General features: G+C 73.6%; 12 protein-coding genes and 1 riboswitch. Of the genes, 4 read left to right on the top strand and 8 right to left on the bottom strand.

Annotated elements, in window-relative coordinates:
* Positions 1–38: 38 nt before the first annotated feature.
* The 3 genes from ABZ340_RS27635 to ABZ340_RS27645 all read left to right on the top strand — a co-directional run bounded on the left by ABZ340_RS27635 (position 39) and on the right by ABZ340_RS27645 (position 2,397).
* Positions 39–980, top strand: coding sequence for a helix-turn-helix transcriptional regulator (locus ABZ340_RS27635; RefSeq protein ID WP_358784566.1), 942 nt, complete (start codon positions 39–41; stop codon positions 978–980).
* Positions 977–1,192: a DUF397 domain-containing protein gene (locus ABZ340_RS27640; protein ID WP_358784539.1), complete on the top strand. Its 216-nt coding sequence runs from the start codon at positions 977–979 to the stop codon at positions 1,190–1,192. Before ABZ340_RS27635 ends, ABZ340_RS27640 begins: the two co-directional genes overlap by 4 nt.
* 329 nt (positions 1,193–1,521) lie before the next feature.
* Positions 1,522–2,397, top strand: a complete 876-nt coding sequence (locus tag ABZ340_RS27645) for a PhzF family phenazine biosynthesis isomerase (protein ID WP_358784540.1) — start codon at positions 1,522–1,524, stop codon at positions 2,395–2,397.
* Between the two features lie 170 nt (positions 2,398–2,567).
* Here the strand turns inward: ABZ340_RS27645 and ABZ340_RS27650 are convergent, their stop codons facing one another.
* The 4 genes from ABZ340_RS27650 to ABZ340_RS27665 all read right to left on the bottom strand — a co-directional run bounded on the left by ABZ340_RS27650 (position 2,568) and on the right by ABZ340_RS27665 (position 8,314).
* Positions 2,568–3,218, bottom strand: a complete 651-nt coding sequence (locus ABZ340_RS27650) for a thymidine kinase (RefSeq protein ID WP_358784541.1) — start codon at positions 3,216–3,218, stop codon at positions 2,568–2,570.
* 102 nt (positions 3,219–3,320) lie between these two features.
* Entirely contained in the window at positions 3,321–4,568 is a 1,248-nt protein-coding gene (locus ABZ340_RS27655; protein WP_358784542.1) for a nucleotide pyrophosphatase/phosphodiesterase family protein, read from the bottom strand.
* A complete protein-coding gene (locus ABZ340_RS27660; protein WP_358784567.1) occupies positions 4,568–5,164 on the bottom strand; it encodes a DUF5998 family protein in 597 nt (198 codons plus the stop codon). The genes ABZ340_RS27655 and ABZ340_RS27660 overlap by 1 nt, the downstream gene beginning before the upstream one ends.
* Before the next feature lie 105 nt (positions 5,165–5,269).
* The gene (locus ABZ340_RS27665) at positions 5,270–8,314 is read right to left on the bottom strand and encodes a GNAT family N-acetyltransferase (RefSeq protein ID WP_358784543.1); all 3,045 of its coding nucleotides are present in this window, start codon (positions 8,312–8,314) and stop codon (positions 5,270–5,272) included.
* Positions 8,315–8,493: 179 nt separating this feature from the next.
* Here ABZ340_RS27665 and ABZ340_RS27670 point away from each other — a divergent pair, with 179 nt between their 5' ends.
* The gene (locus tag ABZ340_RS27670; RefSeq protein ID WP_358784544.1) at positions 8,494–8,775 is read left to right on the top strand and encodes an HPr family phosphocarrier protein; all 282 of its coding nucleotides are present in this window, start codon (positions 8,494–8,496) and stop codon (positions 8,773–8,775) included.
* A 504-nt stretch (positions 8,776–9,279) separates the two neighbouring features.
* Here the strand turns inward: ABZ340_RS27670 and ABZ340_RS27675 are convergent.
* The 4 genes from ABZ340_RS27675 to ABZ340_RS27690 all read right to left on the bottom strand — a co-directional run bounded on the left by ABZ340_RS27675 (position 9,280) and on the right by ABZ340_RS27690 (position 14,159).
* Positions 9,280–9,975, bottom strand: coding sequence for a GntR family transcriptional regulator (locus ABZ340_RS27675; protein WP_358784545.1), 696 nt, complete (start codon positions 9,973–9,975; stop codon positions 9,280–9,282).
* A 264-nt stretch (positions 9,976–10,239) separates the two neighbouring features.
* Positions 10,240–11,025 carry a M23 family metallopeptidase gene (locus tag ABZ340_RS27680; RefSeq protein WP_358784546.1) on the bottom strand — a complete coding sequence of 262 codons (786 nt, stop codon included), beginning with the start codon at positions 11,023–11,025 and terminating at the stop codon, positions 10,240–10,242.
* Positions 11,026–11,037: 12 nt separating this feature from the next.
* Positions 11,038–11,203: riboswitch (cyclic di-AMP (ydaO/yuaA leader) on the bottom strand.
* Between the two features lie 215 nt (positions 11,204–11,418).
* Positions 11,419–12,807, bottom strand: a complete 1,389-nt coding sequence (locus ABZ340_RS27685) for a pitrilysin family protein (RefSeq protein ID WP_358784547.1) — start codon at positions 12,805–12,807, stop codon at positions 11,419–11,421.
* Positions 12,804–14,159 carry a pitrilysin family protein gene (locus ABZ340_RS27690; protein WP_358784548.1) on the bottom strand — a complete coding sequence of 452 codons (1,356 nt, stop codon included), beginning with the start codon at positions 14,157–14,159 and terminating at the stop codon, positions 12,804–12,806. The genes ABZ340_RS27685 and ABZ340_RS27690 overlap by 4 nt, the downstream gene beginning before the upstream one ends.
* Between the last annotated feature and the right edge of the window lie 328 nt (positions 14,160–14,487).

Here is a 14,487-nt window from a genome sequence, read left to right on the forward strand (position 1 = left end):
CCGTGCGGCGGCGTTGAGCGGGGGAGGCGGTGGTGGAGATGGCGGAGCACAGGGGCACGGCGGCCGGGGACGAGGCGGTTCCCGGGGAGCGCGGGAACGACGGCGGAGCGGGAGTGGCGGCGGTGAGTCTCGGGGACGGGTGGGACAACGACGGCGGGGCCGGGCGGCGGCCGGAGGACGAGGACGGACGGAGCGTCGTCGTAGCGTTCGGGCAGACCATGAAGACGCTGCGGCTGCGGGAGGGGCTGGAGCGCGAGGAGTTCGGGAGGCGGCTCGGGTACTCGGCGTCCACGATCGCGTCGTTCGAGCAGGGGCGGAGAATCCCGACGCCCCGGACGATCGAGAGGGCGGACGAGGTACTGGGGGCGGGCGGGCTGCTGTGCCTGTGGAAGGAGCAGGTGGAGCGGGCTCAGTACCCGGTGTTCTTCCAGGGGATGGCGGCCTTGGAGAAGGAAGCCATCGAGCTGGTCTCCTACGACACCCTGGTGGTCAAGGGGCTGCTTCAGACGGAGGAGTACATGAGGGCGCTGCTGGGGATGCGGCGTCCTCCGCTGGACGAGGAGACGATCGAGCAGCGGGTGGCGGCGCGGTTGGCCCGGCAGGGCATCTTCGATCGCCGGCCTGCTCCGTTGTTGAGTTTCGTGCTCGACGAGGCGATCCTGCGGCGCCCTTACGGAGGCAGGGACGTGCTGCGGGGGCAGTTGGAGCATCTGCTGTTGGTCGGGCAGAGGCGCAATGTCGAGATTCAGGTCATGCCGCTCCGCTGCGAGGAAAGCGCCGGCGTGGACGGGCCGTTCACGGTCGTCACACAGCGGGGCGGCAAGAAGTTCCTGTACACCGAGGCCCAGGGGACCAGCTCCCTGCAGACCGACCCGGATCAAGCGGCCCTCGCCGCCGCCCGCTATGGGATTATCCGATCGCAGGCTCTCACCCCACGAGAGTCATCGGCGTTCATCGAAGGGTTGCTGGGAGAGCTATGAACAATGCTGAGTCCTCGACCGTCGCCTCTGGCCTCGCCTGGTTCAAGAGCAGCTACAGCGGGGCCGAGGGCGGCGACTGCGTGGAGGTCGCGGACGGTACGGCAGCCGTGCACGTCCGGGACTCGAAAGTCGCCGCCGGACCCATACTCACCGTCTCGCGTGAGGCGTGGGCGGGGTTCGTCGGGCTGGTCTCGCCGGAGCGGCGCGTCTGACCCTCGTACGGCCGTGAGAGCCCTGCCGGTCTCGTGCCGATCGGCAGGGCTCTCACTTCACCCAGCGTCTGGTACAGCGGTCCTTCATGGCACAGGCGGTCAAAGCCAAGCCGTTGCGTGACGCCGCACTGGCGGCCGACGGGGGCGACGACCCGCAGACCGACGCCACATGAGAGCGCGTGAGTGACGGCCGTCCAGGGCCACAGTGCAGCCCCTGCGGGTCCCCCGCTCACGGGCGGGCACCCGCGTCCCGTCAAGGGGTGCGCACCGGCCTCCCGGTTGCTCCCCGAGGCCGGAATAGCCCTGCCCCACCCCGTGTTGCCGCGGGCATGACGACGAACGCGCCGCGGCCCGAAGTACTGCGCTACACCGCCTTCTCCAGCACCCCCGACGGCGGAAACCCCGCCGGTGTCGTGCTGGACGCCACCGGCCTGGACGACGGCGACATGCTGGCCGTCGCCGCCGGTCTCGGGTACTCGGAGTCCGCGTTCCTGACCGCGCCCCCGGAGAGCCTGGGCGGCCGGGAGGGGCGGGCGTACAGCATCCGTTACTTCAGTCCCAAGGCCGAGGTGCCGTTCTGCGGGCACGCCACCGTCGCGGCCGCCGTCGCGCTCGCCGAGCGGATCGGCCCCGGGGAGCTGGTGTTCGCGACGCGCGCCGGTACCGTGCCGGTGGAGGTGGCCGAGGAGGGCGGGACGGTCAGGGCCACGCTCACCAGCGTCGAGCCGCACGTCGAGGAGATCGACGGCGCGGGCCTCGCGGAGGCGCTCGCCGCGCTCGGCTGGCCGGCCGCCGACCTCGACCCGGCCTTCCCGCCCCGGATCGCGTTCGCCGGTGCCCACCATCTCGTTCTCGCGGCGGCGACACGCGCCCGCCTCGCGGATCTCGCGTACGACTTCGCGCGCCTCGAAGCGCTGATGCACCGCCTGGACCTGACCACGGTCCAGTTGGTGTGGCGGGAGTCGGCCACCGTCTTCCACGTCCGTGACCCGTTCCCCGTCGGCGGCGTCGTCGAGGACCCGGCGACCGGCGCCGCGGCCGCCGCGTTCGGCGCGTACGCCCGTGAGCTCGGCCTGGTCCCCGAGGATGCCGTCCTCACCCTGCACCAGGGCGAGGACCTGGGCCGCCCCGGCGAGCTCACGGTGACGCTGCGCGCGGGTGACCCGCGCGTCCGGGTCGGCGGCGCGGGGGCCCGGATCGGCTGACCCGGCCGGGCGGGGCCGGCCGTCCCCGCCCGTGCGGGCCGTGGCTGTCGACGAGTGCTCTGCCGCTCCGGTGCCCCGGCTCCCGTTCCGCCCGGACGGCGCCGGGCCGGAGGAGCAAGCGGGTCGACGGGCCGCGTCAGGACACCGGTCAGACGGAGATCGGTCGGCGGTCAGCCGGAGGTCACCGGCAGGACGTCCGGTGACAGCGCCGCCGCGCGGGCCGTGGCGGCCGTCATGCGGCGGCGGTGGTGGCGGCGGCACAGCACCTCGTAGCCGACCTCGTCGGCGGACTGGTTGACGTCGCCGACGACCACCTGGGCGCCCTCGACGACCATGACGCCCCCGATGGTCCGGGCGTTGTGCGTGGCACGCGCTCCGCACCAGCACAGGGCCTCGACCTGGAGCACCTCGATCCGGTCGGCCAGTTCCACCAGGCGCTGGGAGCCGGGGAACAGCTTGGAGCGGAAGTCGGTGGTGATGCCGAAGGCGTAGACGTCGATCTCCAGGTCGTCGACCACGCGAGCGAGCTGGTCGATCTGCTCCGGAGCCAGGAACTGCGCCTCGTCGGCGATCACGTAGTCCACGCGGCCGCCGTGCGAGAGGTGGTCGACGAGATGGGCGTACAGGTCCATCCCGTCCGTCGCCTCGACCGCGTCCGTGACCAGGCCGAGGCGGGAGGACAGCTTGCCCTCGCCGGCCCGGTCGTTGCGCGTGAAGATCATGCCCACGAGGCCGCGCGCCGAGCGGTTGTGCTCGATCTGGAGAGCCAGCGTCGACTTCCCGCAGTCCATCGTTCCGGAGAAGAACACCAGCTCGGGCATGGGGGGACGAGCACCTTTCGGAGGGGAGGGCGTGCGGGACGTCGGGTACGTCCACGCGTGGGGGGGGAGGGGTCGTACGGGGCGTACGCGGTTCCGGGGTTCTCAGGTACGTACTTCGAGCAGGGGGACCAGTTGCTCGGCGGGGGTCATCGAGCCGTGGTTGCCGGTCATCGTCGACTCGTTCGGCTCCCGCTCGGAGGCGATGAGCAGGACGTCGTCGCGGGCGGCGGCGATCACGTCGCCGATGCGGTCGTACACGCGGTCCTCGACGTGCGGGCCGAACCAGCCGGCCGCGATCGCCTCGTCCCGCGAGGCCACCCAGAACTGCTCGCCGAGGACCTCGCGCCAGCAGGTCAGGACGTCGTTCTGGGCGCCGGGGAGGGCGTAGACGTGGCGGGCGCGGCCCTCGCCGCCGAGCAGGGCGACGCCGGCGCGCAGCTCCCAGTCCTCGTCGAAGTCGATCCGGTGCTCCTCGTCGAACGGCACGTCGATCATGCCGTGGTCGGCGGTGACGTAGAGCGCGGTGCGCGGCGGCAGCTGCTCGGCCAGGCGCTGGACGAGCCGGTCGGCGTGGGCGAGCTGGCCGCGCCAGGTGTCGGAGTCGACGCCGAAGCGGTGGCCGGCGCCGTCCACCTCGGCATAGTACGTGTAGACCAGGGAGCGGTCGCCGGCGGCGAGCTGCTCGGCCGCCAGGTCCATGCGCTCCTCGCCGGTCAGCCGTCCGTGGAAGGTGCCGCCGCTGAGCGCGACCTTGGTCAGCGGGGTGTCGGCGAAGGTGGGCGAGGACACCTGGGCGGTGCGCACGCCCGCCTCGTGGGCGAGCCGGAAGACCGTGGGCCGGGGCTGCCACGCGTGCGGGTCCGTCCACGGTTTCCAGCGCAGCTGGTTCATCAGCTCGCCGGTCGCGGGGTTGCGCACGGTGTAGCCGGGCATGCCGTGGGCGCCGGGCGGCAGGCCGGTGCCGACGGAGGCGAGGGAGGTCGCGGTGGTCGCCGGGTAGCCGGCGGTGAGGGGGCGTCCCGTGCCGCCGCGCGAGGTGCGCAGCAGCGAGGTCATGAAGGGGGCGTCCTGCGGGTGCGCCTTCAGCTGCTCCCAGCCGAGGCCGTCGATCAGGAACACGCAGGCGCGGTCGGCGGGGGCCAGCTCCGGGATCGCGGCGGTCAGGCCGGGCACGCCCATGCCCGCGGCGAGCGTGGGCAGCAGGTCGGCGAGGGAGCCGGTGCCGTACTCGGGCACGGGCGCCGAGGCCACGGGGAGCGGCTCCGGTTCGGTGTCCCAGGCGGCGGGGCCGGCGGGGGCGGGGACGGAGCGCCCTCGGTCGTGGGCGGCGGAGGGAGACGGGTGCGACATCAGCGGCCGGTGTCCGCGGTCGCCTCGGAGAGGGCCTGGGCGAAGGCCAGTGCCTGGCGCACCGTCTCGGGGCCGTCGCCGGCCTCGCTGACGCGCAGGCTGAGGTCGTCGGCGGTCGAGCTGCCCGTGTAGCCGTGGTCGGCCTCGCAGTTGGGGTCGCCGCAGGCGGCCGGCTCCAGGTCGATGCGGGAGACGGCGCCCCAGCCGATGGTCAGCACGATCTCGCGGGGCAGCTGGCCCGGCTTGTACTGCTCGGGGTTGGCGACCACGCGGCTGACCACGATCGACGAGATCCGGCCGAGCTTGACGGACTCCGTGGACGTGGTGGCGTACGGCGTCGGGGAGGTGTCGTCGGCGGCCTGCTCGTCGGTGTGGCTGACGATGAAGCGGTTGTCGGTGAGGACCAGCACGGTCACGTGCCGGCGCACCTCGTTCTGGTCGAAGGTGGTCTCCTGATGGACCAGGTACGACCGGATGGGCTCGCCGCCCACGGCGGCCTCCACCGCCTCGGCCACGAGGGCCGGGTAGTAGCCGCTGCGCTCGATCGCCGCACGCAGCCCCTGGGTCGTCGTACTGGTCTTGGCCATGCCGTCCATCCTACGGGGGCGCACCGACTGCGAGGCACCGCTCGGCGCCGTCCGGCCGCCCGGGGACGGGCGGCGGGGGTCAGCGCGGGGCAGCGTGGGGGGTCAGCGCCTGGGTCAGTACGACGGCAGCGTCCGGGGGCCGAGGTCGTCCCGGGCGGGCGGAGGCGCCAGGCGGACGGAGGCGCCGAGCACGCTCAGGCCGCGCGGGGCGACGACGACGGGCTCCAGGGTGACCGCGACGACCTCCGGGTGGTCGTCGACGAGACGGGAGACGCGCAGCAGCAGCTCCTCCAGGGCCGGGGTGTCGGCCGGGGCCGAGCCGCGCCAGCCGAACAGCAGGGGCGCGGTGCGGACCGACCGCACCAGGGAGGCCGCCTCCCGGTCGGTGACCGGGATCAGCCGGTGCGCGGTGTCGCCGAGCAGCTGGGTGGCGGCCCCGGCGAGCCCGAAGGAGAGCACCGCTCCGGCCGCCGGGTCGATGACGGCCCGCACGACGGTGTCGACGCCGCGCGGGGCCATGCCCTGGACCACCGGCCGCAGCTCCTGGGGGGTGCCGAACAGTCCGGTCAACTCGTCGTAGGCCCGCCGCAGTTGTTCCTCGTCCGCGAGGTCGAGGCGGACGCCGCCCAGGTCGGCGCGGTGCCGCAGGTGCGGGGCGGTGGCCTTGAGGGCCACGGGGTAGCCGATGCCGCGGGCGGCGGCGACGGCGGCGTCGGAGGTGGGCGCGGGCAGGGCGCGGCGGACGTGGATGCCGTACCGGCCGAGGAGGTCGCAGGTCTCCTCCGTGCCGAGGGTGAGGCCCTGGCCCCGGGAGAGCAGCCGGTCGATCAGCCCGGCGGCGCCCTTCTCGTCGATGTCCTCGTACTCCGGCACCTTGCCCGGGTCGGCGGCGTCCCGGCGCCACTGGGCGTACCGGACGGCTTCGGCGAGGGCGCGGACGGCGCGTTCGGCGGCGGGGTAGGCGGGGATCGGACGGGTTCCCTCGGGGGCCTCGTCGACGGGGGGTCCTTCACCGGAGGGACGCTCGGCAGGGGGTTGTCCGGCAGAGGACTGTCCGGCAGGGCGCTGCCCGGCAGGAGGGGCCGGGGCGGTGGTGCCGGGCGGTGTCGCGGGGGTGGGAGGGGTGGCGGGGACAGAGGGGGTGGCGGGGGCGGGTGGTGCGCTGGGGGCGGAAGACGCGGTGGGGACGGTCGGCGTGGCAGGGACGGTCGGCTCGCCGGGGACGGAAGACGCGGCAGGGGCAGGCGGCGCGCCGAGGACGGGCGGTGCTCCGGGGGCGGTCTGCGGGGCCGTGCTCGCCGCCGCCGACAGGGCCTCCGCCAGTCCGCCGAGCTCCACGTGCACGACGAGGACCGGCTTGGCGGGGGCCTGGGCCGCGGCGGACCGCAGGGCCTCGGCGAGTGCCGCGTCGCCGGCCGGTCCCTCCCCCACCGCCGGTATCGCCGTCACGACGACGGCGTCGCAGGTGTCGTCCGCCAGCGCGCGGGAGAGCGCCGCGTGGAAGTCCCGCGCCGAGGCGGCCGTCGTCAGGTCCAGCGGCGGGTGCGGCCGCAGCCCCTCGGCGAGGCACGCGTCGTAGGTCAGCAGGCCCAGGGACTCGGAGTTGCCGAGGATCGCCACGCGGGGCCCGGCCGGGAGCGGCTGCCGGGCGAGCAGCAGCCCGGCGTCGACCAGCTCGGTGATGGTGTCCACGCGGACCACCCCGGCCTGCCGCAGCAGCGCGGACACCGTCGCGTGGGGCAGCCGGGTGGCCCGTACGGCGTGTCCCTGGGGCGCCGCGGCCCGGTGGCGCGCGCCCTGGACGACGACCACCGGCTTGACCGCGGCCGTGCGCCGGGCCAGGCGCGTGAACTTGCGCGGATTGCCGATGGACTCCAGGTACATCAGGACCACGTCGGTGTCCGGGTCGTCGTACCAGTACTGGAGCAGGTCGTTGCCGGAGACGTCGGCCCGGTTGCCGGACGAGACGAAGGTCGAGACACCGGTGACGCCGGTGACTCCGCCGCCGCGCCGGTGCAGCCGGGACAGCAGGGCGATGCCGATGGCGCCGGACTGCGCGAACAGCCCGATGCGGCCGGGGCGGGGCAGCTCGGGCGCGAGGGAGGCGTTGAGCCGCACCCCGGCGGAGGTGTTGACGACCCCGAAGGCGTTGGGCCCGATGACGCGCATGCCGTACGCGCGCGCGTGCCGTACGAGGGCGCGCTGGCGCTCGCGTCCCTCGGGGCCGCTCTCGGCGTATCCGGCGGAGACCACGACCAGGCCCTGCACGCCGTGCTCTCCGCACTCGGTGACGGCCTCGGGGACCTGCTCGGCGGGCACGGCGACCACCGCGAGGTCGACGGGCCCGTCGATGTCCCGCACCGAGCGGTGGGCGGGCACCCCGTCGAGTTCCTTCCACCCCTCGGGGAGGGCCTTGTTCACGGCGTACAGGCGGCCGGTGAAGCCGGCGTCGCGGATGTTGCCGAGGATGCTGCGGCCGACGCCGCCGGGGGCGCGGCCGACGCCGACGACGGCGACGGAGCCGGGCACGAGCAGCCGCCGCACCGAGCGGGCCTCGGCGCGCTGTTCGCGCGCGTACTGCACGGCGAGCGAGCGGTCGGTGGGTTCGAGGTCGAGCTCCAGGCGGACGACGCCGTCCTCGAAGCTGCGCTTCTGGGTGTATCCGGCGTCCGTGAACACCTTGATCATCTTGGTGTTGGCGGGCAGCACCTCGGCGGCAAAACGGCGGATGCCGCGTTCGCGGGCGACGGCGGCGATGTGCTCCAGCAGCGCGGAGGCGACGCCGCGGCCCTGGTGGGCGTCCTGCACGAGGAAGGCGACCTCGGCCTCGTCGGCCGGCGCGGAGGCGGGCGCTCCGTCGGCGCCGATCCGGTCGTAGCGCACGGTGGCGATGAACTCGCCGCCGACCGTGGCCGCGAGTCCCACCCGGTCCACGAAGTCGTGGTGCGTGAAACGGTGGACGTCCTTGGCGGACAGGCGGGGGTAGGGCGCGAAGAAGCGGTAGTACTTCGACTCGTCCGAGACCTGCTCGTAGAAGCTGACCAGGCGCTCGGCGTCGTCGGCGGTGATGGGCCGCACGCGCGCGGTGCCGCCGTCGCGCAGCACCACGTCGGCCTCCCAGTGGGCGGGATACTCGTGCCGGTCCGACGAGGTCTGCATGGGCCCCAGAGTACGGCTCGCGTACGACAACGGCGCGGGGCAGGCTGTGGGAGGAGGGAGGCCGGGCCGGGGCCGCGGCACGGCGCCCGCCGGGGGGCGGCCGGGCGGCCGCTCCGGGCATGCTCCACGATATGGGAAACTGGTCTAGACAACCCTGAACACCTGAAGGGCAGCATCACATGGCTGAGCGCCGCGTCAACGTCGGCTGGGCCGAGGGTCTCCACGCCCGCCCCGCCTCCATCTTCGTCCGAGCCGCCACGGCCACAGGCGTCCCGGTGACGATCGCCAAGGCCGACGGCGACCCCGTCAACGCGGCCTCCATGCTGGCCGTCCTCGGCCTGGGCGCGCAGGGCGGCGAGGAGATCGTCCTCGCCTCCGACGCCGAGGGCGCGGATGCCGCCCTGGACCGCCTGGCGAAGCTGGTCGCGGAGGGGCTGGAGGAGCTTCCCGAGACCGTCTGAGCCGTCCCCGGCCGCTTGTGCACCTGACGGCGGAGCCGCGTCACCCTTTCCGGGGGCGCGGCTCTTTCGTTTCCCGCGCGTCCGCCCGCATTCCCGCCGTGAACGTCCGCGTCCCCGCCGTGAACGCCCGCGTCCCCGCCGTGAACGCCCGCATTCCCGCCGTGAACGTCCGCGTCCCCGCCGTGAACGCCCGCATTCCCGCCGTGAACGTCCGCGTTCCCGCCGCGAACGTCCGCGTTCCCGCCGCGAGCATTCACATCCCCGGCGCGAGCATTCGTACTCACGTCGCGAGCATTCGTACTCACGTCGCGAGCATCCCTATTCACGTCGCGAGCATTCGCATCCCCGGCACGACCGTCCGCTTTCTCGCCACAGGCGTTCGTGTTTCTCTCCGCGGCCGTCCGCTTTTTCGTCGCAGGCGCATACGAAGGGGCGCCCACGCGAAAAGAGCAGTGGGAAAGAAGGCCGCATCCGAATACCCCTTCTTTGTATACGGCCCCCGTGTTAATTCGGCAGGCTCGGTGTGTTGACGCGGTGTTGCGAGATCCTCACGGGGTCCGTCCGCTCGCCCGCGGCGGGCGGGCGCAGCCGGTGCGCGGCCGTCGAGCGCTCGGTGTGCGCCGCCATGAGGGCCCGTGCCCGCTCGCTGTCGCCGCGCGCCACCGCGTCGACGATCGCGCCGTGCCCGGCCCACAGCTCCACCGCGCCGGCCGGCGCCTCCACGGCGTAGAGCCAGGCGATCTTGTGGCGCAGCTGGGTCAGCATCGCGATCAGCGCGGGGCTGCCGGACGCCTGGACGAGCGTCTCGTGGAACCACCCGTCCAGGGAGCGCAGATCCTCGCCGGTGCCCCGCCTGGCACGCGCCTGACCCAGTCTGACCAGGCCGCGCAGCACCTTCAGGTGCGCCTCGGTGCGGCGCTGGGCGGCCCGGGCGGCGCCGAGCGGCTCCAGCAGCAGGCGGATCTCCAGCAGGTCGGCGGCCTCCCGCTCGGTGGGTTCCGCGACGCACGCGCCCGCGTGCCGCCGGGTCACCACGAATCCCTCGGCCTCCAGGGTGCGCAGGGCCTCGCGGACGGGGACGCGGGAGACTCCGTAGCGGCGGGCGAGGAGTTCCTCGGTGAGCCGGCTGCCGCGCTGGTGGACACCGGCGACGATGTCGTCCCGGATCGCCGTGCACACCGAATGCGCCGGAATGCGCATGACCGACCTCCGCCTTGATCACCGTGAAACGCCGACGATGGACGCATGGCGATCGACTCTATGGCAGCGGGCCGGAAATTCCGACGGCGCTCCGTAATCCATGGGTATTTTTTGGTCAACGGGGATTTGGCCGGCGGGTGGGCGGTGAGACCTTGGAACAATGTGCGGTGAGGTATCGAAACGCCGGTCGGCGAGGCCTCGAACGCCGAAAAGCCCCGGCCGGGAAGCGGCCGGGGCGTACGGACGCGCGGGGCGTCCGGGGCGTCAGAGGGACACGCCGTGCGCGCGGAGGTAGGCGACGGGGTCGATGTCGGAGCCGTACTCGGGCGTCGTGCGCGCCTCGAAGTGCAGGTGCGGTCCGGTGACGTTGCCGGTGGCGCCGGACAGGCCGATCTGCTGGCCCGCCGTGACGGTCTGGCCGACGACGACACCGATGGAGGACAGGTGGCCGTACTGGGTGTAGGTGCCGTCGTGCATCTTCAGGACGACCTGGTTGCCGTACGCGCCGCCCCAGCCCGCCGCGACGACCGTGCCGGCGCCCACGGCGTGGACGGAGGTGCCGCTCGCGGCGTGGAAGTCGACGCCGGTGTGGCTGCCGGAGGACCACAGGGAGCTGCCGGCCTGGTAACCGGTGGAGACGTAGGACCCGGCGATCGGCATCACGAAGGTGTTCAGGCGCTTGCGCTCGGCCTCGCGGGCGGCGCGGTCCTTGGCCTCGCGGGCCTTCTCGGCGGCCGCCTGCGCCTCCTTGGCGGCCTCGGCGGCCCGCTCGCGCGCGGCCTCCTCGGCCATCTTGCGCAGGGCGGCTTCCTCGGCCGCCTGCTCCTGCGCGGCGGCCTGGGCGTCTATCTCGTCGGCTATGGAGTCGCCGATCGTGACGACCGGGGTGAGGCCGGTCTGCTCGGGAGCCGGCTCGGCGGCGAACGCCGGAGCCGCGACGGTGCCGACGACACCGGTGGTGGTGAGCGCCGCGACACCCGCCGCGCGGGCGGTGGTGCGCTGCATCCGGCTGGGACGACGGTGCTTCCCGGTGGCGCGCGTGAACGCCATGGACAGACTGGTCCTTTCCTTCCCTCTCGCCTACCGGGTTAGCTGACGGGTTCGGAGCAGGAAGGTCTCCTACGGACCCCCTCGCTGCACGCGCGGGCGTCCGATTCACCCCAGGGACTGCGGTTGGGTCCCCGGCTCCCCTGGCTCGCGCCGTACGGGGACTCGGCGATGACTGTCCGGTGCCGCGGGTGCGGCGCACTGCCTGACGAACAGCCTGGACGACGCTAAGGGGGGCGGCTTTCAATCCCCAAACGGAAGACGGATTTTGTTGCGCATCCCACAGGCCAGACAGGCAACCTCCGCCCCAATTCGGGCATAAGGGGGCCCTGGTGACGTACGTGTCACCAGGGCCCCCACGCGCGCGTGGTGCCGCCGGTTCGCCCGACGGGCGGTCTACTCGGCCGCGACGACGGTGACTTCGCCGATGCCGAGGGCCTCGACGGGCGCCTTGATCTGCGCGGCGTCACCGACGAGGACGGTCACCAGGCGGTCCACCGGGAAGGCGTTCACGACCGCCGCGGTGGCCTCCACGGTGCCGGTCGCGGCGAGCTGCCGGTACAGCTCGGCCTGGTAGTCGTCGGGGAGGTGCTGTTCGACCTGGTCGGCCAGCGTGCTCGCCACGGCCGCCGCGGTCTCGTACTTCAGCGGCGCCACGCCGACCAGGTTCTGCACGGCGACGTCGCGCTCGGCGTCGGTCAGCCCCTCGGCGGCGAGGGTGCGCAGCACCGTCCACAGGTCCTGCAGGGCGGGGCCGGTGTTCGGGGTGTCGACGGAGCCGCTGATGGCGAGCATCGCGGCGCCCGTGCCGTCCGGCGCGGACCTGAGGACCTGGCCGAACGCCCGCACGCCGTAGGTGTAGCCCTTCTCCTCGCGCAGGACGCGGTCCAGACGGGAGGTGAGGGTGCCGCCGAGGCAGTACGTGCCGAGCACCTGCGCGGGCCACACGCGGTCGTGCCGGTCCGGCCCGGTGCGGCCGATCAGCAGCTGCGTCTGCACGGCGCCCGGCCGGTCCACGATGACGACCCGGCCGGTGTCGTCGGCGACCACCGGGGGCACGGGCCGCGGCTCGGCCGGGGAGCCGGTCCACGCGCCGAGCGTGTCGCCGAGCAGCGCGTCGAGGTCGATGCCGGTGAGGTCGCCGACGACCACGGCGGTGGCCGTGGCCGGGCGGACGTGGCGCTCGTAGAAGGCGCGTACGGCGGCGGAGTCGATGTCCGCGACCGTCTCCTCCGTGCCCTGGCGGGGACGCGACATGCGCGAGTCGGCCGGGAACAGCTCCTTGGAGAGCTCCTTGGCGGCCCGGCGGGAGGGGTTGGCCAGCTCGTGCGGGATCTCGTCGAGGCGGTTGCGGACGAGCCGCTCGACCTCGCTGTCGGCGAAGGCGGGCGCCCTGAGGGCGTCGGCGACCAGGCCGAGCGCCTTGGCCAGGCGGGAGGCCGGCACCTCCAGGCTCAGGCGGACGCCGGGGTGGTCGGCGTGCGCGTCGAGGGTGGCGCCGCAGCGCTCCAGCTCGGCGGCGAACTCCTCGGCGGAGTGCTTGTCGGTGCCCTCGGAGAAGGCCCGCGCCATGATCGTGGCGACGCCGTCGAGACCGGCCGGCTCGGCGTCCAGGGGTGCGTTCAGCGACACCTCCACGGCGACGACCTGCTGGCCGGGGCGGTGGCAGCGCAGGACCGTCAGGCCGTTGTCCAGCGTCCCGCGCTCCGGGGCGGGGAACGCCCACGGCTTGGGCTCGCCGGCCTGCGGCTGCGGGTGGAAGTCCATCGTGGCGAGCTCGGTCACTTGGCCGCCTCCTCGTTCTCGTCGGTGGCGTCGGAGCCGGTGTCGGCGGGGGCGGTGGGCTCGTACACGAGCACCGCGCGGTTGTCGGGGCGCAGGCGGTCCTCGGCGACCTGCCGGACCTCTTCGGCGGTCACCTCCAGCACCCGCTGCACGGCGGTCAGGGCGAGCTGGGGATCGCCGAACAGGACGGCGTACCGGCACAGTTCGTCGGCACGGCCCGCGACCGTGCCGAGCCGGTCCAGCCACTCGCGCTCCAGCTGGGCCTGGGCGCGCTCCATCTCCTCGGCCGTCGGGCCCTCCTCGGCGAACCGGGCGAGCTCCTCGTCGATGGCGGCCTCGATGACCGGCACCTCGACGTCGCCGGAGGTCTTCACGTCCAGCCAGCCCATCGAGGGCGCCCCGGCGAGCCGCAGCAGGCCGAAGCCGGCCGCGACGGCCGTGCGGTCCCGGCGGACGAGCCGGTTGTACAGGCGGGAGGACTCGCCGCCGCCCAGGACGGTGAGGGCCAGGTCGGCGGCGTCGCACGCGCGCGTGCCGTCCTGCGGGAGGCGGTAGGCGGCCATCAGCGCGCGGGCCGGGACCTCCTCCTCGACGACCTCGCGCAGCTGCTCGCCGATGATGTCGGGCAGCGAGCCGTCGCGGGGGGCGGGCTTGCCGTCGTGGGACGGGATGGAGCCGAAGTACTTCTCGATCCAGGCGAGCGTCTGCTCGGGGTCGATGTCGCCGACGACCGACAGCACCGCGTTGTTGGGCGCGTAGTAGGTGCGGAAGAACTCCCGCGCGTCCTCCAGGGTCGCCGCGTCCAGGTCGGCCATCGAGCCGATCGGCGTGTGGTGGTAGGGGTGGCCCTCCGGGTAGGCGAGGGCGGTCAGCTTCTCGAAGGCGGTGCCGTAGGGCACGTTGTCGTAGCGCTGGCGGCGCTCGTTCTTGACGACGTCCCGCTGGTTCTCCATCGACTCGTCGTCGAGGGCGGTCAGCAGGGAGCCCATGCGGTCGGCCTCCAGCCAGAGGGCGAGCTCCAGCTGGTGGGCGGGCATGGTCTCGAAGTAGTTGGTCCGCTCGAAGCTGGTGGTGCCGTTGAGCGAACCGCCGGCGCCCTGCACCAGCTCGAAGTGACCGTTGCCCTTGACCTGGGCCGAGCCCTGGAACATGAGGTGCTCGAAAAGGTGAGCCAGGCCGGTGCGCCCCTTGACTTCGTGGCGCGAGCCGACGTCGTACCAGAGGCACACCGCGGCGACCGGGGTCAGGTGGTCCTCGGAGAGCACCACGCGCAGGCCGTTGGCCAGGCGGTGCTCGGTCGCTGTCAGGCCGCCGGAGCCTGCCTGGGCTGTGGCCGTGTGACCCATGGGCATGTACGTCCCTTCGATCGCGGAATCATCGGGTGAACCGCAGTCTTTCTGCCGGTCCTGCCACTGTATGCAAGCGTGCGGACCGGCGGTGGAGTTCCCGGGCGCCGTACGCCGAGAGCGAGCACGGGGTCGCGGGGCCGCCGGGGGCGAGGGCATACGCCGGGACCCGCCGCCCCGGCATGAAGGTGATCGTGTTGCGAGGCCGCCGGGGGCGAGGGCGTACCCTGCGGGCAGCACCGGGCCGGGCAGCCCATGACGGGTCCTCGTCGGCCCTTGTCAGTGCCTCGGTCCACAATGGTCCGCGTCAGATCCCCGTCCACGCTTCAGCAAG

Source organism: Streptomyces sp. NPDC006134 (assembly GCF_040628835.1).
Lineage (GTDB): Bacteria > Actinomycetota > Actinomycetes > Streptomycetales > Streptomycetaceae > Streptomyces.

Excerpts from the sequence above, each read along its gene's own strand:
- ABZ340_RS27670 (WP_358784544.1), top strand. The coding sequence starts at position 8,494 with ATGGCTGAGCGCCGCGTCAACGTCGGCTGGGCCGAGGGTCTCCACGCC.
- ABZ340_RS27675 (WP_358784545.1), bottom strand. The coding sequence starts at position 9,975 with ATGCGCATTCCGGCGCATTCGGTGTGCACGGCGATCCGGGACGACATC.
- ABZ340_RS27690 (WP_358784548.1), bottom strand. The coding sequence starts at position 14,159 with ATGCCCATGGGTCACACGGCCACAGCCCAGGCAGGCTCCGGCGGCCTG.
- ABZ340_RS27665 (WP_358784543.1), bottom strand. The coding sequence starts at position 8,314 with ATGCAGACCTCGTCGGACCGGCACGAGTATCCCGCCCACTGGGAGGCC.
- ABZ340_RS27655 (WP_358784542.1), bottom strand. The coding sequence starts at position 4,568 with ATGTCGCACCCGTCTCCCTCCGCCGCCCACGACCGAGGGCGCTCCGTC.
- ABZ340_RS27660 (WP_358784567.1), bottom strand. The coding sequence starts at position 5,164 with ATGGACGGCATGGCCAAGACCAGTACGACGACCCAGGGGCTGCGTGCG.
- ABZ340_RS27640 (WP_358784539.1), top strand. The coding sequence starts at position 977 with ATGAACAATGCTGAGTCCTCGACCGTCGCCTCTGGCCTCGCCTGGTTC.
- ABZ340_RS27680 (WP_358784546.1), bottom strand. The coding sequence starts at position 11,025 with ATGGCGTTCACGCGCGCCACCGGGAAGCACCGTCGTCCCAGCCGGATG.
- ABZ340_RS27645 (WP_358784540.1), top strand. The coding sequence starts at position 1,522 with ATGACGACGAACGCGCCGCGGCCCGAAGTACTGCGCTACACCGCCTTC.
- ABZ340_RS27635 (WP_358784566.1), top strand. The coding sequence starts at position 39 with ATGGCGGAGCACAGGGGCACGGCGGCCGGGGACGAGGCGGTTCCCGGG.
- ABZ340_RS27650 (WP_358784541.1), bottom strand. The coding sequence starts at position 3,218 with ATGCCCGAGCTGGTGTTCTTCTCCGGAACGATGGACTGCGGGAAGTCG.